Source organism: Streptomyces pristinaespiralis, from assembly GCF_001278075.1.
In the GTDB taxonomy this organism is placed as follows: Bacteria; Actinomycetota; Actinomycetes; order Streptomycetales; family Streptomycetaceae; genus Streptomyces; species Streptomyces pristinaespiralis.
The window spans coordinates 4883580-4905576 of the sequence record NZ_CP011340.1 but is presented as its reverse complement, the minus strand read 5'-3'; the positions used below and the strand labels follow the sequence as shown (position 1 = coordinate 4905576).

Sequence of the window (21997 nt, the reverse complement as noted above, 5' to 3'; positions counted from 1 at the left end):
GATACGCCGGGCGACCGTCCCGGAGGATCCCGGTGCGCCGCCGACATCGCCCTTCAGTCTGCTCGGCGCCTTCGTGATCCGCTGATGAACCGCGGTGCCGTCACACTCGAAACTCCGGACAACCGGTTCGCCTTCGATGTGAACCGACAGTTCGGCCCTTCCCTTCCCGTGCAGGCCATTCCCAGCGGCTACGACTTCCCGCTCGTCAGCGGCGATTCCGTTCGAATGCCGTCAGCGAGGGATTCCAGGCCCCAATTCCCGGTACATCCGCTCACCATGAAGGCCGACAGAACACCGAAGCAGTCTCCGACGCATGCGAGTTCCCTGCTCGGACGCCTGCCCAGGCGGGTCGGAGGTGACCGTACGGGCTCGTGCGTCGCCGGCCAGGATCGTGAGCACGATGTGAGATGGATCGCCTGTTCATCATTGAATCAATTCCGCTGCCGAGCCCGGGTGAGTGCCGCTCCCCCGCCGCAGAGTGCCGACCGACACGGCAATTCGGTTGCGGGGCACGCGAAGTGAACGGAGCAGCGACGACGCGGCCTTGCGCGAGGTGGCCGAATGGCGCGGGTGCGGTGCCTGGTGGGGAAACCGGGCCGGCGACAATGACGTAGCGTCATGGTCATGTCGACGCCGCAGAATCCGTACGGGCAGCAGCCGAATCCATACGGCGGGCCGCCGCAGCCGCAGCCGCCTTACCCGGGACACGCAGCCCCGCCCGTACCCCCGCAGCCCGGGTACGGCGGGCAGCCGTACCCGCCCGCGGGCGGATGGGGCGCGCCCTCGCCCTACCCGTACGCCCCGCCGGTACAGCCGCCGAAGAAGGACCACACCGCCCGGAACGTGGTCATCGTGATGGCGTCGATCATCGGACTCCTCGCCTTCGGCTGGTTCGCGGCCGATGTCCTGCGGCCGGGCGGCGGGGGCGGCGGCGCCGCGTACCCGGCCGCCGAATACCGGCTGACCGCACCTCGGACGCTGCTCGACGGGAAGTACGAGCTCGCCGACGACCAGTCCGCCCAGCGGCAGAAGGAGCTCGAGTCGTCACCGGTCGACGAGACCGACATCCGCGACCCGCAGGCCACGGTGGCCCAGTACACGTCCGCGTCGGAGGGCGGGGTCCTGGTGCTGTCCGGTATGCACGGCCGGATCAGGAACCCGGACACGGCCCGCGAGAAGATGCTCGACGGCGCGGCCACGGCGGACGGCGCCACGCTCGCCGTCCCGGCGAAGGACGTCACCCCGGCCGGCTCCGATGTCACCGTCACCTGCCAGGTCGTGACGATGGCTCAGGACGGCGGCGGAACCGCCTCGTTGCCCATCTGCGCCTGGGCCGACGAGAACACCAGCGCGTCGGTGACCGTGGTCACGGCCGCCACCTCGACGAAGTCCCCGCAGGACATCGACCTCGAGGCAGCGGCCGAGATGACGACCCAGGTCCGTGAGCAGGTCCGCAAGCCGCTCAGCTGACGTCACGCAGGCGCGCCGCCCCCGGCAGGTCCTCCCCGCAGAACGCGCACACGTAGTGCTCCTCCCGCACGATGTTGAGCTCCGCGCAGCCCGTGCAGCGGCGGAAGACGATCTCGTGCGTGAACCGCGCCGGTCGCGGGATCCCGGCCCGGTCGAGGGCGGCGGCGACGGACGGCCAGCAGTCGGGGTCGGGGCAGTAGCCCGTGGACTGGTTGCTGACCTCGACCACCTCCCAGCCGTCTCCGTCCCGCCCGAAGGCGATCTCCCCGGCCGCACGGACACCGGCCCGCCCGGCACAGGCGACGTGCTCGCTGCGCCGGGCGGCCAGCCGGAGGAATCCGTCCTCGTCGACGACGTACGTGAACGGTTCCGCCCACTCCTCGGGCTCCCGGTCCGCGGCCCACTCCCGGAAGTCGTCGGCGCCGCGGACGACCCGGCCCTCCGGGGCGTCCTCCGCCGCATGCCAGATCTCGCGCGGGCCCACGTACCCGAAGCGGCGGGGCCCGTCCGTGGAGAGGACCGTGCGTGCGCGGAGCCGGGCCGCGTCCGCGCCGGAGAGGCGCACCCTCGCGCTGTGCGGCGGATCCACCCGGTCCACCGGCCGGCCGTACCGGTCCATCGCATCGAGGACCAGGCGCCCGCTCTCGTACGTCTGCCCGAGCCGGGCGACGCCGGCCACGCAGCGCACGACGCACACGGCGCCGTGTTCGTCCACGGCCAGGACGTCGGCGATCTGGAGCTCCGCCGGACCGGTGGGCAGGGGCGCCGCGGGCGGACCGAGGGCTGTCACGGCGTCAGGACCCCGTCCAGGAAAGGCTCGATCGCCGTCCGCCAGCCGGAGGGGCAGTCGTAGTGGACCAGGTGGCCCGCGTCGGACACCTCGCCGTACTGGCCTCGGGGCAGCACGCGGACCATCTCCTGGGCCTCCGCGCGGCCCAGTTCGCCGTCGAGTCCGCGGACCACCAGCGTGGGGCAGCGGACCTGGGCCAGCTCCTCCCAGTGGGCGTCGTGGACCCACGTCTCGCGTGACGTGAGCATCTGCCGGCGGGAGAACACCGGGCGCCAGCCGTCGGCCCGCTCCGCCATGACCTCCGCGAAGAACTCGCCGCGGGCCGGGTTCGGCCGCTCGACCCGGGGGTCGTCCTCACCGAACCACTTGCGGACGTCCGCCAGGGTCGCGAACGGGACGGGCCAGGAGCGGAACCACTCCTCCCACTCGCGCTGCGACGCGGCGCCGAGCGCGGAGGCCCGCATGTCGCAGATGATCAGGGCCCGGACCAGGTCCGGGCGCTTGGCCGCGAGCTGCCAGGCGGTGAGTGCGCCCATCGCGTGACCGATCAGGGTCACGGGCGCGAGACCGAGCTGTTCGATCGCGGCCTCGGCGTCGGCCACGTACGCGTCGCGGGTGTACGGCCCTTCCGCGGGCTTGTCACTGCGGCCGTGGCCCCGCTGGTCGAGTGCGACCGCGCGGTGCCGCTCGGAGAGCCACCGGGCCGTCGAGGCCCAGTGCGATGCCCGGCCCATCAGGCCGTGGAGCAATAAGACCCCCGGGGTGGTGTCCCCTTCCGCGCGGCCCTTGGGCGGGTCCGCGAACTCCCAGGCAGCCAGGCGTACGCCACCTGCTCCGGTCACGTCGATGCGCCGCACCATCGGCCCTGGCACCCCCTTCTCTCCCCCGAGTAGGACTGGCTCGTGTGAGCCCCGTGTGGAACTCCGTCAGAGTATCGAACTTGTATTCGAAAACGCGGTTCTGCCACGCAACACCGCTCGTTCGAGTGACCACATACCGGGATTGACTCGCGCTGCCGAGGGGAGATCTTCTGCGGGAGGCGGACCGCTCGGGGAAAAACGGTCCGTGGGGATTGACCCTGGGAGCTCGGGGCTCCGGGTCAGCACAGGGGAGGACAGGTCCCGGCGCCCTCGGGCGCCGGGACCCCTTCCTGTCAGTGGGTCCCCGCAGAAGCGGCAGCGCAGGGAGGCGCCCGGAAGCCCGCGCGGGCGTCCGCGCCGGTTCACGCGCGGGGCGTACGACGGGCGCATCACCGGATCCCTCCCCTGCCCTCGGTGGGGGTCCCCACCCCCCGGCCGTGGTCATATGCCTCCGCCTCAGAGTGGCACGCGATTCCCCCGGCCGCTGCCATTCCGGACGGAAAACGGTTTCATCCATGTGAAAAAACGGACCGGCCCCGCCCCCTCCGGCGAGGCGACGGGACCGGTCCGGACGCAGCAGCCGCACCTCGAGGCGGGCGCGCACCGCGGCGCCGGCGCCGCAGGACGCCGGAGTCACAGCACGCCGGCGCCGCAGCACGCCGGCGCCGCAGGACGCCGGGGTCACAGCACGCCGGCGCCGCGAGACGCCGACGCGGGCGTCTGTGCGGACATTCGCACAGACGCCCGCGTGGTCATCACCACAGGTGTCGGCAAACGTGTGTCGGCACAGGTGTGCCGCACACAGCCGGCACCGACCTCGGCGCAGCCGTCAGCGCTTCGCGACGAACACGTGCGACGCCACCTCCGCGTCCAGCTCCGCCGCCTCACCGCTGCTGCCCACGAGCACACCGCCCGCCGACTCGGTCACGCTCACCACGGAACCGGGCTGCACGCCCGCACGCCGCAGCGTGTACATCAGCTGGGCGTCGGTCTGGATCGGCTCACCGATCCGCCGCACGACCACCGTCTTGCCGTCCGCGCCCGGGTCCAGCTCGGCCAGGGAGACCATGCTGTCGTCCAGGAACGGGTCGGCCTCCGCCTTCTCCCCCAGCTCCTCGAGCCCCGGGATCGGATTCCCGTACGGCGACTCCGTCGGGTGACGCAGCAGCTCCAGCACCCGCCGCTCCACCGCCTCGCTCATCACGTGCTCCCAGCGGCAGGCCTCCGCGTGGACCTGCTCCCACTCCAGCCCGATCACGTCGACGAGCAGACACTCGGCGAGCCGGTGCTTGCGCATCACGCGTGTGGCCAGCTGCCGGCCTTCGCCGGTCAGTTCCAGATGCCGGTCGCCGGCCACCGTCACCAGACCGTCGCGCTCCATGCGCGCCACGGTCTGGCTGACCGTCGGACCGCTCTGGTCGAGCCGCTCCGCGATACGGGCCCGCATGGGCACCACACCTTCCTCCTCGAGCTCGAGGATGGTGCGGAGATACATCTCCGTCGTGTCGATCAGTCCGGACATACGTGCCCCTCGATGCTGTGACTTGAAATCAGTCGTTCGCTGGCCCCAGGTCAATTCTTGCGCATCCCGCCGACAACCGTGCCGCCCCGGGCCCGGGCCGTATTGACAGGGGAATGGTCCGGACCGCAACGTGATCCGCGACACGGGTACCACCGGTATTCCCCCACCCCTGCGGAAAGGGCTCGGCGATGAGCGAGAGCAAGCTGGCCGGTCAGTTCTTCGACGCCGCGATCGGTCTGCTTCAGCAGGTGCGGGACGAGGAGTCCCGGAGCATCGCGGCCGCGGGCAAGGCCGTCGCCGACACCGTCGAAGCGGGCGGCCGGCTCTTCGCGTTCGGCGCCGGCCACTCCTCTCTCGCCGCGCAGGACGTCGTCTACCGGGCCGGCGGCCTCGCCGTGATGAACCTGCTCGCCGTCCCCGGCGTCGTCGGCGTCGACGTCGTACCGGCCACGCTCGGCTCCGCGCTCGAACGCGTCGACGGCCTCGCGGCCGCGGTGCTCGACTCCAGCCCGGCACAGGCCGGCGACCTCCTCGTGATCATCTCCCTCTCGGGCCGCAACGCACTGCCCGTCGAGATGGCCATGAACGCCCGCGCCCTCGGCCTCACGGTCATCGGCGTGACCTCGGTCGCCTACGCCACGGAGACGAAGTCCCGCCACGCCTCCGGCACGTTCCTCAAGGACCACTGCGACATCGTGCTCGACTCCCACATCGCCGTCGGCGACGCCGAGCTGACCCACGAGAGCATCGAAGCGCCGTTCGCCCCCGCCTCGACCGTCGTCACCAGCGCACTGATGCAGGCGACGATGGCCGCCGCGGCGGAGCAGCTCGCCGAGCGGGGCATCGAGCCGCCGCTGCTGCGCTCGGGCAACGTCGACGGCGGGCACGAGTGGAACGGCCGCGTGATGAGCGAGTACCGCGACCGCATCTTCTACCGGCACTGAGCCCGGGGCGGGTCCGCCGGCCGCGGCTCCCACCGGCACTCCCTCCCGGGCCGGGTGGCCGCCGGATCTTCCACGGCACTGAGCCGGGCCGGGGGCGCCGGCCGGGTCTGTCACCGGCACCGAGCCGGGACCGGGGCCGCCCGCCGCGCAGGCGAGCGCGCCGCCGGCGCCCCGGTGCGCCGGCATCAGTCGCCCGTCGACTGCGCCAGGTCCAGTGCCGAGGCGGTGAGCACCGCGACGCTCTCCGCGTACACGGCGTCCGGACGCTCGAACGCCGGACGGGCCGCGCCGCGCAGGAAGGTCAGCACGCCGAGTGTCCGGCCACGGCTGCGCAGCACCGTGCACAGGGCGTGCGCCGCTTCCTTCGGCCACTGCCGGCGCTCCGCCCACTCCCCGGGCGTGCCCTCCGCGCCGGCACTCGCCCGCACCGAGCCGAGCCGCTCCACGGCCTGCAGCGCCGGGTGCCCGGGCGCGTACCGCACCGGAAGCCCACCGCCCGCCACGCCCGCGGCCGGGCCGGGCGCGCCGGCCGGTGACGCGACGGCCCGCACCAGACGTTCCCCGCCGCCCTCCGTACCGCCACCGCCCTCGCCGTCGCCCTCGGCCACGTCGAGCAGCGCGTGATCGGCGAATCCCGCCAACGCGAAGTCGAGATACGCGGTCGCCGCCTCCAGCGGGTCCTCGCACTCCGAGGCCGCACGCCCCGCCCGGTGCAGCTGACTCGACCTGAACCGCAGCCGGTTCGCCTCCTGCTCCGCCAGCTTGGCGTCCGTCACATCGTGGAACAGCCACCCCACCCCGAGCGGAACCGGCTCCTCCGCCAGCGGGGAGGCCAGCCGCACGAACCCGCTGCGCCAGCAACGCCGTTGCTCACGCCCCTCCGCCGGCGCGACGGACACCCACAGGTCCACGAGCCCCCGCGGCGCACCCTCCGCCAGCACGTGCTGCAGCGCGCCCTCCAGCTCCTCCACGCCCTGCTCCAGCAACTCGCCGAGCGGCCGGCCGAGCGCGGACGTACGGCCCGCCCCGAGCGCACGGGCCGCCTCGCCGTTGACGACGGCGGGACGCAGATCCACGTCGACCAGCACGACACCCCACGACGCCTCGTCGAAGAGCGCCTCGCTCAGCGCGATGGACCGCTCCAGGTCGATCTGCGTGTGCACCTCGCTGAAGGCGCAGTAGACCCCGGCAGGCTTGCCGTCCGCGCCCAGCACCCGCGCGGACTGTGTCCGTACGAGCACCCGCCCGCCGTCCTTGCGCAGCAGCGCGAACTCGTGCACCTGCCGGCCCGGCGCGTCCATCGCGGCCATCAACCGCCCCTGCACCTCGGCCGCGTCCGCGCTGCGCACGGCCCACCCGGCGAAGCCCCGCCGCCCGACCGCCTCCCGCGCCGACCAGCCGAGTATCCGCTCCGCCTCGCGGTTCCAGTGCGTCACGACCCCCGCGGCGTCGAAGGCGCAGAGCGCGGCGTCCATGCCGTCGAGCAGCGCCGCGAGCAGATCCGCCCCCGGCGGCCCCGGCTCGCGCCCGCCGGCACCGGGCGCGTCGGTGATCTCACTCCTGGAAGCACTCATCCCGGGACCCCCTGCAGGACGTGTCCACGTGCGCTGATGCCCGACACGACCATTCAACTTCAACGTGACGCACAACACATACGGTTCGGCGGAAATCGCCCCGGCGTCGACCGCCGGGTCTGTGTCGCAGCCCCGCACTTTCCGCGGATCTGCTGCGCCGACTGCCGCACCGCCCGGGAGCCGTGCGGCGCGAGCTCTTTGTTGCGCGCGCCAGCGGTAAGAGGCAGCCTCCGGGCTCCTACCACGCGGGACCCCCGTCCCAAGGCCACAGCCCCAGGGGTCACACATTTGTGCGATGCAGGTGCTTTTCCCGGCCTTCGCCGGTGACACCGGACTAGCTTCGAGGTGTTTTCGGACTCGTGAGGTCACTCGCTCCCAGCACCCATCGATGTTGCCCGTGCGGAGTGACCAGCCCCAGTCATCGCGATCACAGGATCAAGGACGGTGCATCTGATGACTACGTTGCCTGTAGGTGAGCAGACCCACCAGGCTGTGCTTCCTCAGCAGCCTGCTCTGGAATCCGTGGGAGCAGACACCCCTGGGAGCAGGGACGAAACGGCTCACGGACTCCCCGTCGCGGAACGGGGCACCGGCAGGAAACATGGGCGAGGGGAGACCGCCGGCGGCAGCACCGGGTCCCGGCGGCGACACGCCGATCAGGCAGAGATCGGGAGCGGTGACGCTCCCATGGAAAGCAGTGGGTACAGCGGCGGTGCCGGCTCCGGCCGGGTCTTCGTGCTCGCTCGGGACGGCGTTCCGCTCATGCCGTGCCATCCTGCCCGGGCACGTGAATTGTTGCGGAGATCCCGGGCTGTCGTCGTGCGTCTCGCACCGTTCACCATCCGGCTCAAGGATCGCGGCCGCGGTGAGTCGGAAGTCGCCGGCGTGCAACTACGCATCGATCCCGGGTCCAAGGCCACCGGCATCGCTGTCACCGACACGAAGGCGGAAAGACTTGTCGGCGGCAGCACGGCCACGGTGCGGCGTGGTCTTGTCTCGGTCGAGCTCCTCCACAGAGGCGAACAGATCCGCAGGGCCATGGCACAGCGTGCGGGCTACCGACGTAGACGCCGCTCGGCGAACTGCCGGTACCGAGCCCCGCGAAACCGGAACCGGGCCCGTTCGGCCGGCTGGTTGGCCCCGTCCCTACGACACAGGGTGGAATCCGTGGCCTCCGTGACGGACCGCCTCCGTCGACTGGCTCCCGTCACAGAGATCCATGTGGAGCACGCGGCCTTCGACACACACGCGATGAGCGAGGGCCGAGGACTCGAAGCGATCGAATACCGCAGGGGCGCGCTCGCCGGGACCGAGATCCGCGAGCTTCTGCTGGTCCGGTGGCAAAGGTCTTGCGCCTATTGCGGCGCATCGGGCGTGCCGCTGAACGCCGAACACATTCGCCCCCGCAGTCGCGGCGGGTCCAGTCGGCTGTCGAACCTGACACTCGCATGTGTCCCCTGCAACAAGGCCAAGGGCGCGACCCCTGTCGAGGAATTCCTTGCTGGCTCTCCGGAGCGCCTCGAGCGGATCCTCCGCGACGTCGGAGTGCCACTGCACGATGCGGCGGCGATGAACGCGACTCGTGGACGGCTGATCAGTGCACTCGAGCACCTGGGACCGCCGGTGCACACATGGACCGGTGCCCGCACGAAGTGGAATCGCGAGGCCATGGGACTGGGCAAGACCCATACGCTCGACGCGCTCTCCGTCGGAGGGCTGGACCACGAGAACGGCGACGCCATCGTCCGTGTCTGCGCCCGGATCCTCGTCGTCAAAGCGGCGGGAAGAGGGGTGTACGCCCGTACGACGCCGGACAGGTTCGGCTTTCCGCGTCTCAGGCGTCCGCGCCGAAAGAGGCACTACGGATTCGTCACCGGCGATCTGGTCCGGGCGACCGTTCCGAAAGGCCGTTGGAAAGGAACATGGTCGGGGAGGCTCGCCGCCCGGTCCACGGGCCGCCACAGCCTCACGACCGCCCAGGGCCGCTTCAACGTCTCGTACAGGAACGTACAGCTCCTTCAGAGGGCAGACGGCTACGCGTACAGCCTCGGACAGGAGCTACGGAAAAAGGGTTGATGCGGCCGCGGAGACTGCTTAGCGTAGGGGCACGCTCAGAAAGGAGGTGATCCGGAAGTGATTTCTTACCGGACAAGCGAGGTGACTGCGGGCTGACGCCTGCCGTCGCACTCTGTGCACCTCGGCAGTCGTCTGCCGAAACCCAAGCAGTCACCCGACCCGTGGGCCGCCGGTAAGTCCGGCCGGCTTCCTCCGTCCGGACGGAGGGACCAAGGCCCACGGGTCGTCTGCGTCTCCAGGGGCCCGCGGCCCGCTCAGGGAGCCAGCCGCTCGACGCGCCAGCCGCCGTCCGTGCGGACGTACCGCAGCCGGTCGTGGAGGCGGTTCTCGTGCCCCTGCCAGAACTCCACCTCGTCGGGCACGACCCGGATGCCGCCCCAGTGCGCCGGCGCGGGGACCTGGGCGCCCTCGGGGTAGCGGGCGGACAGCTCCTCGTACCGGCGCAGCAGGTCCTCGCGCGAGGAGATCACCCGGGACTGGTCGCTCGCCCAGGCGCCGAGCTGGGAGCCGTGCGGGCGGGTGCGGAAGTAGGCGGCGGTCTCGTCGCGGCCGATGCGGGCGGCCCGGCCGGTGACGATGATCTGGCGCTCGAGCGGATGCCAGGGGAACAGCAGCGAGACGTGCGGGTTGGCGGCGATCTCGCGGCCCTTGCGCGAGTCGTAGTTGGTGAAGAAGACGAAGCCGCGGGCGTCGTACTGCTTCAGCAGCACCGTGCGCGAGGAGGGCCGGCCGTCGGCTGTCGCCGTCGAGACGATCATCGCGTTGGGCTCCAGCAGGGCGGCCGCGGCGGCCTCCGCGAACCACTGTGCGAACTGTTCCATGGGGCCTGCGGCCAGTGCGTCCTCGTCGAGCGGTGTCGAGCGGTACTGCTCGCGCATGACGGCGGGGTCCGGGACGACGAGTTCCGTCTCTGCCGGGTGCGGCACGGGCAGGCCCGCGACGGTCACGTCCGAGGGACGGGGTTCGGGAGCGGCGGCGTGGTCGGTCACGGTGCCATCCTGCCGCAGGGACGGAGTTTGCCCGGCACGGAGTGCCGTCAATCCTCCTCGGGGGAAATGGGGCAGTGTGCCGGATGTCACGCTTCCCCGCATCGTCCGGACCCGCCAAAATCTTGGGTCCGGCCACTGTGGCCTCCATACACCAGGGGATATCGTGCCTGCCTCCCCGGCGGTTGGGTGACCACCGGCCGCACGGGGCATCACCGGAGTGACCGACCCTGCCCGTCGGCCGCCGTATGCCGCACCCGCCTTGCGTCACACGTCTTGTCGCACACGTCTTGAGGAGCCGCCTGATGTCCGACTTCGTACCTGGACTCGAGGGAGTCGTCGCGTTCGAGACGGAGATCGCCGAACCGGACAAGGAGGGCGGCTCGCTCCGCTACCGGGGCGTCGACATCGAGGAGCTGGTCGGGCACGTCTCCTTCGGGAACGTGTGGGGGCTGCTCGTCGACGGCGCCTTCAACCCGGGCCTGCCGCCCGCAGAACCGTTTCCGATCCCGGTGCACTCCGGCGACATCCGGGTCGACGTGCAGTCGGCGCTGGCGATGCTCGCCCCTGTGTGGGGTCTGAAACCGCTGCTGGACATCGATGAGGCGCAGGCCCGTGACGACCTGGCGCGGGCGGCCGTGATGGCGCTGTCGTACGTGGCACAGAGTGCCCGTGGCCAGGGTCTGCCGATGGTTCCGCAGAGCGAGATCGACAAGGCGGAGTCCATCGTCGAGCGGTTCATGATCCGCTGGCGCGGCGAGCCCGACCCCAGGCACGTCAAGGCCGTCGACGCGTACTGGACGTCGGCCGCGGAGCACGGCATGAACGCGTCCACGTTCACGGCCCGGGTGATCGCGTCCACCGGCGCGGACGTGGCGGCGGCGCTGTCCGGTGCGGTCGGCGCGATGTCCGGGCCGCTGCACGGCGGTGCGCCGTCCCGGGTGCTCGGCATGATCGAGGAGATCGAGCGGACCGGCGACGCGACGGCGTACGTGAAGCGTGCCCTGGACAAGGGTGAGCGGCTGATGGGCTTCGGGCACCGGGTCTACCGTGCGGAGGACCCGCGGGCCCGTGTGCTGCGCCGTACGGCGAAGGAGCTGGCCGCGCCGCGCTTCGAGGTGGCGGAGGCGCTGGAGAAGGCGGCGCTGGAGGAGCTGCACAACCGCCGCCCGGACCGGGTGCTGGCGACCAATGTCGAGTTCTGGGCCGCGATCATGCTGGACTTCGCGGAGGTCCCGGCGCACATGTTCACGTCGATGTTCACCTGTGCCCGTACGGCCGGCTGGTCGGCGCACATCCTGGAGCAGAAGCGCACGGGCCGTCTGGTGCGCCCCTCGGCGCGGTATGTGGGTCCGTCCGCCCGCAGCCCGCGTGAGATCTCGGGTTACGAGGACATCGTCGGCTGACCGCAGGCCGGGTGGGGTGCGCGCGGAAGGTGTGTGCGCACCCCGTGCGGCGGCCTGTGCTCAGCCGAGTGCGTCCTCGACCAGCGCCGCCCACTGCGCCACCACCCGTTTCCGGCGGGCCGCGTCGTCCGTGAGCAGGTTGGCCAGGCCCAGGCCGCGGGCCATGTCCAGCAGGCCCTGGACGGTTTCGCGGACGCCGGGGCGGGACTCGTCCGCGTTCAGCAGGCGCACGGCGATGCGGTGGGTCTCGCGGCCGACCTTCGCCTCGAGTTCGGTGACCCGTGGGCGCAGCTGCTCCTCGTTGGAAGCGGCCACCCACAGGTGCAGCGCGGCCCGGAACAGCGGCCCGGTGTAGAGGTCGACGAGGGCCGCGACGACGGCGGCGCGGTCCTGGGACGGGAGCTCCCGCAGTGCCTGCGAGCGCTCCTCGGCCACGTATTCGACGGCGGCTGTGAAGAGGTCCTCGCGGGTCGGGAAGTGGTGCTGTGCGGCCCCGCGTGAGACGCCGGCCCGCTCGGCCACCACGGTGACCGTGGAGCCCGCCCAGCCGACCTCGGCCAGGCACGCCACCGCGGCCTCCAGCAGCCGCTGCCGGGTGGCCCGGCTGCGGTCCTGCTTGGGGGCCTTGGCGGTCGGTGGCGTCACAACACCCATGTGGGGTCCCGTCGTTCGAGGAAGGCCGTCATCCCTTCGCGCGCCTCGGACGATGCGAACAGCGACGCCGAGCGCTGGACCAGGTCCTCCGCGTCCCGGTCGAAGGTCTCCAGCACCCTAGCCGTGACCAGTTCCTTCGATGCCGCCAGCCCCTGGGGGGAGGCTCTGCGCAGCCCGTCGAGGAGCGGCGCGAGGGCGGTGTCCACGTCGTCCGCGGTCAGGGTGAGCAGCCCGGTGCGGACCGCCTCCGCCGCGTCGAAGCGCTCCCCGGTGAGGTAGTAGCGTCCGGCGGCCCGGGGTTCCATGCGGGGCAGCAGCGGCAGGGAGATGACGGCGGGTGCGACCCCGATGCGCACTTCGGTGAACGCGAAGTCCGAGTCCGAGCCGGCGGCGGCGATGTCGCACGCGCCGACGAGGCCGAGGCCGCCGGCCCGTACATGGCCGGTGATCCTGGCCACCACCGGTTTGGGCAGCGTCACGATCTGCCGGAGCAGGCCGACGAAGGTGTACGGGTTGGGCGGTGACTTCAGGTCGGCGCCCGCGCTGAACGTGGAGCCGGTGTGCGTGAGCACGACGGCGCGTACGTCCTCGTCCTGGGCGCATTTGCCGAGCGCTTCTGTGAGTTCGCCGACGAGCCGCGCCGTGAGGGCGTTGCGGTTGGCCGGCGAGTCCAGGGTCAGGGTGGTGATGCCGCGCTCGTGGGTGGTGGCGATGGTCACGTGCTACTGCTCCTTCGTACCGTTCTCGCGGGCCCGCAGTTCCCTTCGGAGGATCTTGCCGGAGGCGGCGCGGGGTACGGCGCCGACGAACTCGACGCGGCGGACCTTCTTGTACGGGGAGACCCGGGCGGCGACGAAGTCGAGGACGTCCTCCTCCTTGAGGTGTTCGGTGCCCGGCTGCCGTACGACGTACGCCTTCGGGATCTCGTTGCCGTCGTCGTCGTTGACGCCGATGACCGCGGCGTCGGCGATCGCCTCGTGGGTGAGCAGCAGCGCCTCCAGCTCCGCAGGGGCGACCTGGTAGCCCTTGTACTTGATGAGTTCCTTGACCCGGTCGACGACGAACAGCCAGCCGTCGTCGTCGACGCGCCCGACGTCGCCGGTGTGGACCCAGCCGTCCTCGTCGATCATCGCGGCGGTGGCGTCGGGGCGGCCCAGGTAGCCCTTCATCACCTGGGGGCCGCGGATGGCGATCTCGCCTTCTTCTCCGACGCCCAGTTCCCGGCCGGAGCCGTCGAGGTCGAGGATGCGCATCTCGGTGCCGGGCAGCAGGAGGCCCACGGTGCCGGGCGGGGGGTCGTCCGCGGTGAGCGGTACGACGTGGGTGCCGGGTGACAGCTCGGTCATCCCGTACGCCTGCCGTACCGGCGGCAGGCCGAGCCGTTTCGAGCATGCCTCCGCGAGGGCGGCGTCGAGCGGGGCGGCGGCGCTGAGGATGTACTCCAGCGACGAGAGGTCGTAGGTGGCGACCGCCGGGTGCTTGGCGAGCGCGAGGACGATGGGCGGGGCGACGTACAGCCCGTTGATGCGGTGTTCCTGGATCGCGCCGAGGAAGGTGTCGAGCTCGAAGCGGGGCAGGACGACGACCGTCGCGCCCTGCTTGAGCGGGGCGTTCATCAGGGCGGTGAGCCCATAGATGTGGAAGAAGGGCAGGACGGCGAGGATGCGGTGCCCTTGGCCCGCCGGGGCGACGGGTTCGAGTTGCGCCAGGTTGGTGGCGATGGACCGGTGGGTGAGCATCACGCCCTTGGGGACGCCGGTCGTGCCCGACGAGTACGGCAGGGCGGCGACGTCGTTCGACGGGTCGATGATGACGTCGGGATCCGGCGCGGTGGAGCCGAGCATGTCGAGGACGCTGACGTGCCCCTCCGCCTGGTCGCAGACGAAGATCTCCTCGATCCCCGCGGCGAGTTCGGCGGCCCTGCGGGCCACCTCCAGCAGGGGGGAGACGGTGACGATCCAGCGGGCGGAGGAGTCGCGCAGCTGCTTGGCGAACTCCTCCGCCGTGGCGAGCGGGTGGACGGTGGTGACGGCCGCGCCGGCGCGGGTGGCCCCGTAGAAGACGGCCGGGTAGGCGACCGTGTTGGGGCTGTGCAGGGCCAGGACGTCGCCCTTGCGGAGTCCGGCGTCGGCGAGGGCGGCGGCGATCCGCCGGTGGAACAGGTCCAGTTGCAGGTAGGTGACGGTGGTGCCGTTCACGCCGTCGACGAGGGCGACGGTGTCTGCGTACTCGGCGGCTCTGGCGAGCACGCTCTCGTGGATGGGTTCGACGACTGCCGGGACATCTGCGTAACTGCTGCGGAACACCATGTGCGCTCCCTCGGCGTGTGTGGACGGCCAGAATGTCGTCTCTCAGTACGACTTGGGGAGACCCAGGGACTGGTGGGACACGTAGTTGAGGATCATTTCGCGGCTGACCGGGGCGATCCGGGCGACGCGGGCGGCGGCGATGAGCTTCGCGAGACCGTACTCGCGGGTGAGTCCGTTGCCGCCGAGGGTGTGGACCGCCTGGTCGACGGCCTTCACGCACGCCTCACCGGCCGCGTACTTGGCCATGTTGGCGGCCTCGCCTGCGCCGACGTCGTCGCCGGCGTCGTACAGGGCGGCGGCCTTCTGCATCATCAGCTTCGCGAGTTCGAGTTCGATGTGGGCCTGGGCGAGCGGATGGGCGATGGCCTGGTGGGCGCCGATGGGCGCCTTCCAGACCTGGCGGGTCTTCGCGTACTCGACGGCCTGTGCGAGGGCGTAGCGGCCCATGCCGATGGCGAACGCGGCGGTCATGATGCGTTCGGGGTTGAGCCCGGCGAACAGCTGGAGCAGGCCGGCGTCCTCGTTGCCCACGAGGGCGTCCGCGGGCAGCCGTACGTCATCGAGCACCAGCTCGAACTGCTTCTCCTGCGCCTGGAGTTCCATGTCGATCACGGACCGGCCGAAGCCCTCCGCGTCGCGGGGGACGATGAACAGGCACGGCTTGAGGCTGCCCGTCCTGGCGTCCTCGGTGCGGCCGACGATCAGGGTCGCGTCGGCGATGTCGACGCCGGAGACGAAGACCTTGCGGCCGGTCAGTATCCATCCTCCCCCAGACTTCGTCCGGGGGGACCCCCATCCGTCCCGGCGGGCGGTGGTGGTGATGCGGTGGGAGTTCGATCCCGCGTCGGGCTCCGTGATGCCGAAGGCCATGGTGAGGCTGCCGTCGGCGAGGCCGGGGAGCCACTGCCGCTTCTGCTCGTCGGTGCCGAAGCGGGCGATGACGGTGGCGCAGATCGCGGGCGAGACGATCATCATGAGGAGGGGGCAGCCGGCCGCGCCGGACTCCTCGAGGACGATGGACAGCTCGCTGATGCCGCCGCCTCCGCCGCCGTACTCCTCGGGGAGGTTCACGCCGAGGTAGCCGAGCTTGCCGGCCTCTTCCCACAGGGTGGCACGGTCGAAGCCGGGTCCGTGCCGGCGGCCGAGCGCGGCGACGGCTTCCCGCAGGTCCTTGTGCTCCTGGGTCTCGATGGCGTTCATGACGCGGTGTCCTCCTGGGCGTGGGCGGCTTCGCGGACGGTTTCCGTGGCGCTTTCCGTGGCGGCGTCGGCGACCGGTGCGGCGGCGCCTTCCGCGGCGGTCTCCGTGACAACGGCGAGCAGGGCGCCGACCTCGACCTGGCGGCCGGGGACGGCGTGGAGAGCGGTGAGCGTGCCGGAGGCGGGCGAGACGATCCTGTGCTCCATCTTCATGGCCTCCAGCCAGACCAGCGGCTGTCCCTGGGTGACCCGGGCGCCCTCCACCACGTCGTCCCCGAGCCGGACGACGGTCCCGGGCATGGGCGCGAGCAGCGATCCGGGTTCGGCCCGGTCCTGGGGGTCGGTGAAGCGGGGCCGGGGGGTGAGGGCGTACGCCCCGGTGGGCGAGTCGACGTACACGGTGTCGCCGCGGTCGGTGACGTCGTAGTGCCGTACGACCCCGTCGGTCTCGAGGGTGACGCGGTGCGGCTCGGCCCGTACGACCCGTGTGCCGGGCCGGTCCACGAGTTCGAAGCCGCCGTCCCGGGTGGGACGGTAGCGGATCTCGTGGTCGCCGTAGCCCTTGACCTGGTCCGTGGAGGGCAGGTTGCGCCAGGCGCCGCCGAACCGGCCCGCGCGGCCGGCCGCGTGGGCGAGGGCGGCGGCGACGGCCGCGTGCTCCTCGCCCGGGGCGGGCCGGATGAGCTCGGCCAGGTTCCTCTCGTAGAAGGCGGTGTCGAGCAGCCCGCCGGTGAAGTCGGGGTGCTCCAGCGACGCGACGAGCAGTTCCCGGTTGGTGACGGGGCCGTGCACCCGTGCCCGGCGGAGGCTGTGCGCGAGCCGGCGCACCGCCTCCGCGCGCGTGGGCGCCCAGGCGATCACCTTGGCGATCATCGGGTCGTAGTGCACCCCGATGACGTCCCCGTCCGCGTATCCGGCGTCGACCCGCACCCGGGGTGCGTCGCCGGCGGGGTCCGGGCCGCCGGGGGCCGCGTCCGCGGGGAAGCTCAGCTCGTGCAGCCGTCCCGCCTGCGGGGTCCAGCCGGAGGACGGGTCCTCCGCGTAGAGGCGGGCCTCCACGGCGTGTCCGTCGGCGGTGGGCGGCTGCGGCGGCAGGGCAGTGCCCTCCGCGACCGCGATCTGGAGGGCCACCAGGTCCATGCCGAAGACCGCTTCGGTCACCGGGTGTTCGACCTGGAGGCGGGTGTTCATCTCCAGGAAGTGCGTGCGGCCGTCCTCGGCGAGCAGGAACTCGACGGTGCCGGCGCCCCGGTAGTCCACGGCGCGTGCCGCGGCCACGGCCTGTGCGTGCAGGGTGCCGACCAGGTCGGGGCCGAGGCCCGGTGCCGGGGACTCCTCGATCACCTTCTGGTGGCGGCGCTGCAGCGAGCAGTCCCGGGTGCCGAGCGCCCATACGGTGCCGTGGGCGTCGGCGAGGATCTGGACCTCGACGTGGCGGCCCGCCTCGATGTAGGGCTCGACGAAGACCTCTCCGTCGCCGAAGGCCGATGCCGCTTCCGAGCGGGCCGCCGCGAGCTCCGCCGGGAGCGAGGCGAGCGAGCGGACCACGCGCATCCCCCGGCCGCCGCCGCCCGCCGCCGCCTTCACCAGGACGGGAAGGTCGTCCTCGGTGAGCGAGTCGGGGTCCAGGGAGGTGAGGCCCATGAGCTGCTTGGCGCGGGTCTTGGACGCCATCGCCTCGATGGCGTCGGCTGGCGGGCCGATCCAGACGAGCCCGGCGTCCGCCACGGCCCGCGCGAAGTCCGCGTTCTCCGAGAGGAATCCGTAGCCGGGGTGGACGGCGTCGGCGCCCGCCGCCAGAGCCGCTTCGACGATCGCCTCGCCCCGCAGATAGGTCTCGGCCGGTGTGTCGCCGGGCAGCCGCACCGCCGCGTCCGCCTCCCGCACATGGAGGGCGGTGGCGTCCGCGTCGGAGTGGACGGCGACGGTCGAGATGCCGAGCCGGCGGCAGGTGCGGAAGACACGGCAGGCGATCTCGCCGCGGCCCGCGACCAGGACAGTGGAAATCACAGGAGGGTCCTCACATCCGGAAGACGCCGAAGCCGCCGCGCGCGCCTTCGACCGGTGCCGTGTGGATGGCGGACAGGCACAGACCGAGCACCGTCCGGGTGTCGCGCGGGTCGATGACCCCGTCGTCGTAGAGCCGCCCGGACAGGAACATCGGCAGCGACTCCGCCTCGATCTGCTGCTCGACCATGGCGCGCAGGCCCGCGTCCGCCTCGTCGTCGTAGGGCTGCCCCTTCGCCGCGGCGGACGCCCGGGCGACGATGGACAGCACACCGGCGAGCTGCTGGGGGCCCATGACCGCGGACTTGGCGCTGGGCCAGGCGAACAGGAACCTCGGGTCGTATGCCCTGCCGCACATGCCGTAGTGCCCGGCGCCGTAGGAGGCGCCGATGAGTACGGACAGGTGCGGGACCCGGCTGTTGGAGACCGCGTTGATCATCATGGCGCCGTGCTTGATGATGCCGCCCTGCTCGTACTCCTTGCCGACCATGTAGCCGGTGGTGTTGTGCAGGAACACCAGCGGTACGTCGCGCTGGTTGGCGAGCTGGATGAACTGCGCGGCCTTCTGGGACTCGGCGGAGAACAGCACGCCCTGGGCGTTGGCCAGCACCCCGACCGGGTAGCCGTGCAGCCGTGCCCAGCCGGTCACCAGGCTCGGCCCGTACAGCGGTTTGAATTCGTCGAAGTCGGAGCCGTCGACGATCCGGGCGACGACCTCGCGCGGGTCGAAGGGGGTCTTCAGGTCCTCGGGCACGATCCCGATCAGTTCCTCGGCCGCGTACTTGGGCGGTTCCGCCGGGCCCGGGTCGGCGTGCGCCTTGCGGTGGTTGAGGCGGGCGACGATCCGCCGGGCCTGGCGCAGCGCGTCCGGCTCGTCGAGGGCGAAGTGGTCGGCGAGGCCGGAGGTGCGGGCGTGCATCTCGGCGCCGCCGAGCGACTCGTCGTCGCTCTCCTCGCCCGTCGCCATCTTCACCAGCGGCGGGCCGCCGAGGAAGACCTTCGACCGGTCCTTGATCATGATGGTGTGGTCGGACATGCCGGGCACATAGGCGCCGCCGGCGGTCGAGTTGCCGAAGACGACGGCGATCGTGGGGATGCCGGCCGCCGACAGCCGGGTGAGGTCGCGGAACAGGGCCCCGCCGGGGATGAAGATCTCCTTCTGGGACGGCAGGTCCGCGCCGCCGGACTCGACGAGCGAGATCACCGGCAGCCGGTTGGCGAAGGCGATCTCGTTGGCGCGCAGCGCCTTCTTGAGGGTCCAGGGGTTGGAGGCGCCGCCGCGTACGGTCGGGTCGTTGGCGGTGATCAGGCACTCGACGCCCTCCACCGTCCCGATGCCGGTCACGATCGAGGCGCCCACCGGGTAGTCGCTGCCCCACGCCGCGAGCGGGGACAGCTCCAGGAAGGGAGTGTCCGGGTCCAGCAGCAGTTCGATGCGTTCGCGGGCGAGCAGTTTGCCGCGGCCGCGGTGCCGGGCCACGTACTTCTCGCCGCCGCCGGCGAGCGCCTTGGCGTGCTCGGCGTCGAGTTGGGCGAGCCGGGCGAGCATCGCGGTCCGGTGGGCGGTGTGTTCGGGGCCGGTCACATCGACGGCCGAGGCGAGAACGGTCACAGCAGAGCCTCCGGGATGTCGACGTGCCGGGCGCGCAGCCACTCGCCGAGCGCCTTGCCCTGTGGGTCGAAGCGGGCCTGCGCGGCGACTCCTTCGCCGAGGATCCCGGCGACGGTGAAGTTGAGGGCGCGCAGATGGGGCAGTACGTGCCGTACGACGGGCAGTTCGGCGGTCTCGGGGAGCAGCGCCCGCAGCCGTTCGACGGTGAGTTCGTGGGCGAGCCAGCGCCAGGCGTCGTCGGTGGGGGCCCATACGCCGATGTTGGCGTCGCCGCCCTTGTCGCCGCTGCGGGCGCCCGCCACGAGCCCGAGCGGGGCGCGGCGGGTGGGACCGTGCGGCAGCGGTTCCGGCAGCGCGCCGGGCCCGGCGTCGGTGAGCTCCCGGGTGACCCGCGGGTGGGGGACGGCGACGCGCTCGCCGTCGTGCAGGACGGCGGTGTGCGGGACGGTGCCCGCCTCGGTGTACGCGGCCTCGAAGACGCCGTACGGCGCGCCCTTGCCTGGCGGGGCGGTCACATGGAATCCGGGGTAGCTGCCGAGCGCGAGCTCGATCGCGGCGCTGCTCACGGCGCGGCCGACGCGTTCCGCGTCGGGGTCGCGGACGACGAGCCGCAGGTACGCGGCGGCACGCTCCTCGGTGTCGGGATCGGCGCTCTCGGTGCGGGCGAGCTCCCAGCGCACCTCGGCGGGAGGCTGCTTGCCGAGCGCGTCCTCCAACTGTTCGCGTACGAGGCGGGCCTTGGCGTCGATGTCGAGGCCGGTCAGTACGAACACGACCTCGTTGCGCCAGCCGCCGAGGCGGTTCAGCCCGACCTTGAGCGTGGGCGGCGGCGCCTCGCCGCGCACTCCGGAGATCCGCACCCGGTCGGGGCCGTCCTGCTCGAGGCGGACGGTGTCGAGCCGGGCGGTGACGTCGGGGCCCGCGTACCGGGCGCCGCCGGTCTCGTACAGCAGTTGGGCGGTGACGGTGCCGGTGTCCACGAGGCCGCCGGTGCCGTCGTGCTTGGTGATGACGGAGGTGCCGTCGGGGTGGATCTCGGCGACGGGGAAGCCCGGCCGGCGGACATCGTGGCCGTCCCGCGCGAAGAACGCGTAGTTGCCGCCGGTGGCCTGGGTGCCGCATTCGAGGACGTGCCCGGCGACGACGGCGCCGGCGAGGGCGTCCAGGTCGTCGGGGCCCCAGCCGAAGTGGGCGGCGGCGGGGCCGGTGACGAGGGCCGCGTCGGTGACGCGTCCGGTGACGACGATGTCGGCCCCCGCGCGCAGACAGGCGGCGATCCCTCCCCCGCCGAGGTAGGCGTTGGCGGTGAGCGCCCCGGGGTAGCGGGCGGTGAGGTCGTCGCCCTCGACGTGGGCGACGTTCACGGGGACGCCGAGGCGGCCGGCGAGGGCGCGGACGGCGTCGGCGAGGCCGGCGGGGTTGAGTCCGCCGGCGTTGGCGACGATGCGGACGCCCTTGTCGTGGGCGAGGCCGAGGGTTTCCTCGAGCTGTCGCAGGAAGGTCCTGGCGTAGCCGAGTCCCGGGTCCCTGAGCCGGTCGCGGCCGAGGATGAGCATGGTGAGTTCGGCGAGGTAGTCCCCGGTGAGCACGTCCAGCGGCCCGCCGGTGAGCATCTCCCGCACGGCGTCGAAGCGGTCGCCGTAGAAGCCGGACGCGTTGCCGACGCGGAGCACCCGGGCGCTCTTCGCGGCCTCGGGGCCGGTCACTGCCGGCCGCCTTCCGGCTCGCCGCCTGGCTCCCGTCCGCTGCCCGGCGGGCCCGCGAAGGCCTGGGCGATGTCCAGCCAGCGGTCGGCGTCGGCGCCTTCGGCCCGCAGGGCCAGGTCGTCGCGGTGCGCCCGCTGGGTCACCAGCAGGCAGAAGTCGAGCGCGGGGCCGGTCACGCGCTGCGCCGCCTCCTCGGGGCCGTAGGTCCACGACTCGCCGCCGGGGCCGGTCAGTTCGACGCGGAACGGCTCGGCGGGCGGGGTCAGCCCGTGCACGCCGAACGCGAAGTCCCGGGTGCGGACGCCGAGCCGGGCCACCTGTGCGAGACGCGCGGTGGGCTGCCGTACGACGCCGAGCGCGTCGGCGATGTCCTGGCCGTGCGCCCAGGTCTCCATGAGCCGTGCGGTCGCCATCGACGCGGCGCTCATCGGTGGCCCGTACCAGGGGAAGCGCCTCCCGGCGGGGGCCGAGCGGAGGGCCTGAAGGAGCGTCTCGCGGCCTGCCCGCCAGCGGGCGAGCAGTTCGCCGGGCGGCAGGGCGGCGCCGGCCTGCGCGCCGTCGTCCACGAAGGAGTGGGGCGCGGCCAGCGCCTTCTCCACTTCCGCGGCGAAGCCGTCGGGGTCCGTGACGGCCGTCAACGCGGCCGCGTCGGTCCAGGCGAGGTGGGCGATCTGATGGGCGACGCTCCAGCCGGGTGCGGGGGTGGGGGCCGCCCACCTCCCGGGATCCAGCTCTCTGACCAGCTGGTCGAGTTCTTCGCTTTCGCTGCGCAAGTCGTCGAGTACGACGGCCGGGTCGGACACGGAACGCTCCCCTGTGGGACGACGGTCTGTGCCCCGGAGCATGGCAGCGCCCATGGAAACAAGCAAGCATGCTTGCTTT

General features: G+C 72.2%; 17 protein-coding genes. 4 read left to right on the top strand and 13 right to left on the bottom strand.

All coding sequences use genetic code 11. The annotated features are described in order from the left end of the window. Positions 1 to 843 precede the first annotated feature (843 nt). Complete coding sequence (locus tag SPRI_RS38525; protein ID WP_159039482.1) at positions 844 to 1470, top strand: hypothetical protein; 627 nt, start codon at positions 844 to 846, stop codon at positions 1468 to 1470. On the opposite strand, the gene SPRI_RS39875 is transcribed toward SPRI_RS38525, so the two are convergent. The 3 genes from SPRI_RS39875 to SPRI_RS20885 form a co-directional block, all read right to left on the bottom strand. Beyond that, entirely contained in the window at positions 1463 to 2260 is a 798-nt protein-coding gene (locus tag SPRI_RS39875; RefSeq protein ID WP_310650506.1) for a hypothetical protein, read from the bottom strand. The two genes, SPRI_RS38525 and SPRI_RS39875, sit on opposite strands and share 8 nt — an antisense overlap. Next, positions 2257 to 3120 (bottom strand): alpha/beta fold hydrolase, encoded by an 864-nt coding sequence (locus SPRI_RS20890; protein WP_037774396.1) that lies wholly within the window; start codon positions 3118 to 3120, stop codon positions 2257 to 2259. The genes SPRI_RS39875 and SPRI_RS20890 overlap by 4 nt, the downstream gene beginning before the upstream one ends. 829 nt (positions 3121 to 3949) lie before the next feature. Next, positions 3950 to 4642: a metal-dependent transcriptional regulator gene (locus SPRI_RS20885; RefSeq protein WP_005316070.1), complete on the bottom strand. Its 693-nt coding sequence runs from the start codon at positions 4640 to 4642 to the stop codon at positions 3950 to 3952. Positions 4643 to 4830: 188 nt separating this feature from the next. On the opposite strand from SPRI_RS20885, the gene SPRI_RS20880 reads away from it, so the two are divergent. Then, positions 4831 to 5586 carry an SIS domain-containing protein gene (locus tag SPRI_RS20880; protein ID WP_005316067.1) on the top strand — a complete coding sequence of 252 codons (756 nt, stop codon included), beginning with the start codon at positions 4831 to 4833 and terminating at the stop codon, positions 5584 to 5586. 185 nt (positions 5587 to 5771) lie between these two features. Here SPRI_RS20880 and SPRI_RS20875 read toward each other — a convergent pair whose 3' ends face one another. Beyond that, positions 5772 to 7160, bottom strand: coding sequence for a PAS domain-containing protein (locus SPRI_RS20875; protein ID WP_053557170.1), 1389 nt, complete (start codon positions 7158 to 7160; stop codon positions 5772 to 5774). 453 nt (positions 7161 to 7613) lie between these two features. On the opposite strand from SPRI_RS20875, the gene iscB reads away from it, so the two are divergent. Further along, on the top strand, positions 7614 to 9236 hold the full coding sequence (iscB, locus tag SPRI_RS20870; RefSeq protein ID WP_037774394.1) for an RNA-guided endonuclease IscB: 1623 nt from the start codon (positions 7614 to 7616) through the stop codon (positions 9234 to 9236). 254 nt (positions 9237 to 9490) lie between these two features. Here the strand turns inward: iscB and pdxH are convergent, their stop codons facing one another. Continuing rightward, positions 9491 to 10114 (bottom strand): pyridoxamine 5'-phosphate oxidase, encoded by a 624-nt coding sequence (gene pdxH / locus SPRI_RS20865; protein WP_037776644.1) that lies wholly within the window; start codon positions 10112 to 10114, stop codon positions 9491 to 9493. 413 nt (positions 10115 to 10527) lie between these two features. Here pdxH and SPRI_RS20860 point away from each other — a divergent pair, with 413 nt between their 5' ends. Further along, positions 10528 to 11628, top strand: coding sequence for a citrate synthase 2 (locus SPRI_RS20860; protein WP_037774392.1), 1101 nt, complete (start codon positions 10528 to 10530; stop codon positions 11626 to 11628). Between the two features lie 60 nt (positions 11629 to 11688). On the opposite strand, the gene SPRI_RS20855 is transcribed toward SPRI_RS20860, so the two are convergent. The 8 genes from SPRI_RS20855 to SPRI_RS20820 are packed head-to-tail and all read right to left on the bottom strand — an operon-like array spanning position 11689 to position 21918. After that, on the bottom strand, positions 11689 to 12282 hold the full coding sequence (locus SPRI_RS20855; protein WP_005316040.1) for a TetR/AcrR family transcriptional regulator: 594 nt from the start codon (positions 12280 to 12282) through the stop codon (positions 11689 to 11691). Then, positions 12270 to 13001, bottom strand: coding sequence for an enoyl-CoA hydratase family protein (locus tag SPRI_RS20850; RefSeq protein WP_005316039.1), 732 nt, complete (start codon positions 12999 to 13001; stop codon positions 12270 to 12272). The genes SPRI_RS20855 and SPRI_RS20850 overlap by 13 nt, the downstream gene beginning before the upstream one ends. 3 nt (positions 13002 to 13004) lie before the next feature. After that, entirely contained in the window at positions 13005 to 14591 is a 1587-nt protein-coding gene (locus tag SPRI_RS20845; protein ID WP_005316036.1) for a 4-coumarate--CoA ligase family protein, read from the bottom strand. A gap of 42 nt (positions 14592 to 14633) precedes the next feature. Next, positions 14634 to 15791 (bottom strand): acyl-CoA dehydrogenase family protein, encoded by a 1158-nt coding sequence (locus SPRI_RS20840; RefSeq protein ID WP_037774388.1) that lies wholly within the window; start codon positions 15789 to 15791, stop codon positions 14634 to 14636. Continuing rightward, positions 15788 to 17800 carry an acetyl/propionyl/methylcrotonyl-CoA carboxylase subunit alpha gene (locus SPRI_RS20835; protein WP_053557169.1) on the bottom strand — a complete coding sequence of 671 codons (2013 nt, stop codon included), beginning with the start codon at positions 17798 to 17800 and terminating at the stop codon, positions 15788 to 15790. Before SPRI_RS20835 ends, SPRI_RS20840 begins: the two co-directional genes overlap by 4 nt. A 10-nt stretch (positions 17801 to 17810) precedes the next feature. Further along, a complete protein-coding gene (locus tag SPRI_RS20830) occupies positions 17811 to 19409 on the bottom strand; it encodes an acyl-CoA carboxylase subunit beta (protein WP_005316006.1) in 1599 nt (532 codons plus the stop codon). Beyond that, positions 19406 to 21115 (bottom strand): acyclic terpene utilization AtuA family protein, encoded by a 1710-nt coding sequence (locus SPRI_RS20825; RefSeq protein WP_238996238.1) that lies wholly within the window; start codon positions 21113 to 21115, stop codon positions 19406 to 19408. The genes SPRI_RS20830 and SPRI_RS20825 overlap by 4 nt, the downstream gene beginning before the upstream one ends. Then, positions 21112 to 21918 carry a TIGR03084 family metal-binding protein gene (locus SPRI_RS20820; protein WP_005315991.1) on the bottom strand — a complete coding sequence of 269 codons (807 nt, stop codon included), beginning with the start codon at positions 21916 to 21918 and terminating at the stop codon, positions 21112 to 21114. The genes SPRI_RS20825 and SPRI_RS20820 overlap by 4 nt, the downstream gene beginning before the upstream one ends. Positions 21919 to 21997: the final 79 nt, after the last annotated feature.

Coding starts and splice junctions, on each gene's coding strand:
- SPRI_RS20875 (WP_053557170.1), bottom strand. CDS start 7,160: ATGAGTGCTTCCAGGAGTGAGATCACCGACGCGCCCGGTGCCGGCGGG.
- pdxH (WP_037776644.1), bottom strand. CDS start 10,114: ATGCGCGAGCAGTACCGCTCGACACCGCTCGACGAGGACGCACTGGCC.
- SPRI_RS20840 (WP_037774388.1), bottom strand. CDS start 15,791: ATGAACGCCATCGAGACCCAGGAGCACAAGGACCTGCGGGAAGCCGTC.
- SPRI_RS20860 (WP_037774392.1), top strand. CDS start 10,528: ATGTCCGACTTCGTACCTGGACTCGAGGGAGTCGTCGCGTTCGAGACG.
- SPRI_RS20845 (WP_005316036.1), bottom strand. CDS start 14,591: ATGGTGTTCCGCAGCAGTTACGCAGATGTCCCGGCAGTCGTCGAACCC.
- SPRI_RS20880 (WP_005316067.1), top strand. CDS start 4,831: ATGAGCGAGAGCAAGCTGGCCGGTCAGTTCTTCGACGCCGCGATCGGT.
- iscB (WP_037774394.1), top strand. CDS start 7,614: ATGACTACGTTGCCTGTAGGTGAGCAGACCCACCAGGCTGTGCTTCCT.
- SPRI_RS20885 (WP_005316070.1), bottom strand. CDS start 4,642: ATGTCCGGACTGATCGACACGACGGAGATGTATCTCCGCACCATCCTC.
- SPRI_RS20855 (WP_005316040.1), bottom strand. CDS start 12,282: ATGGGTGTTGTGACGCCACCGACCGCCAAGGCCCCCAAGCAGGACCGC.
- SPRI_RS20890 (WP_037774396.1), bottom strand. CDS start 3,120: ATGGTGCGGCGCATCGACGTGACCGGAGCAGGTGGCGTACGCCTGGCT.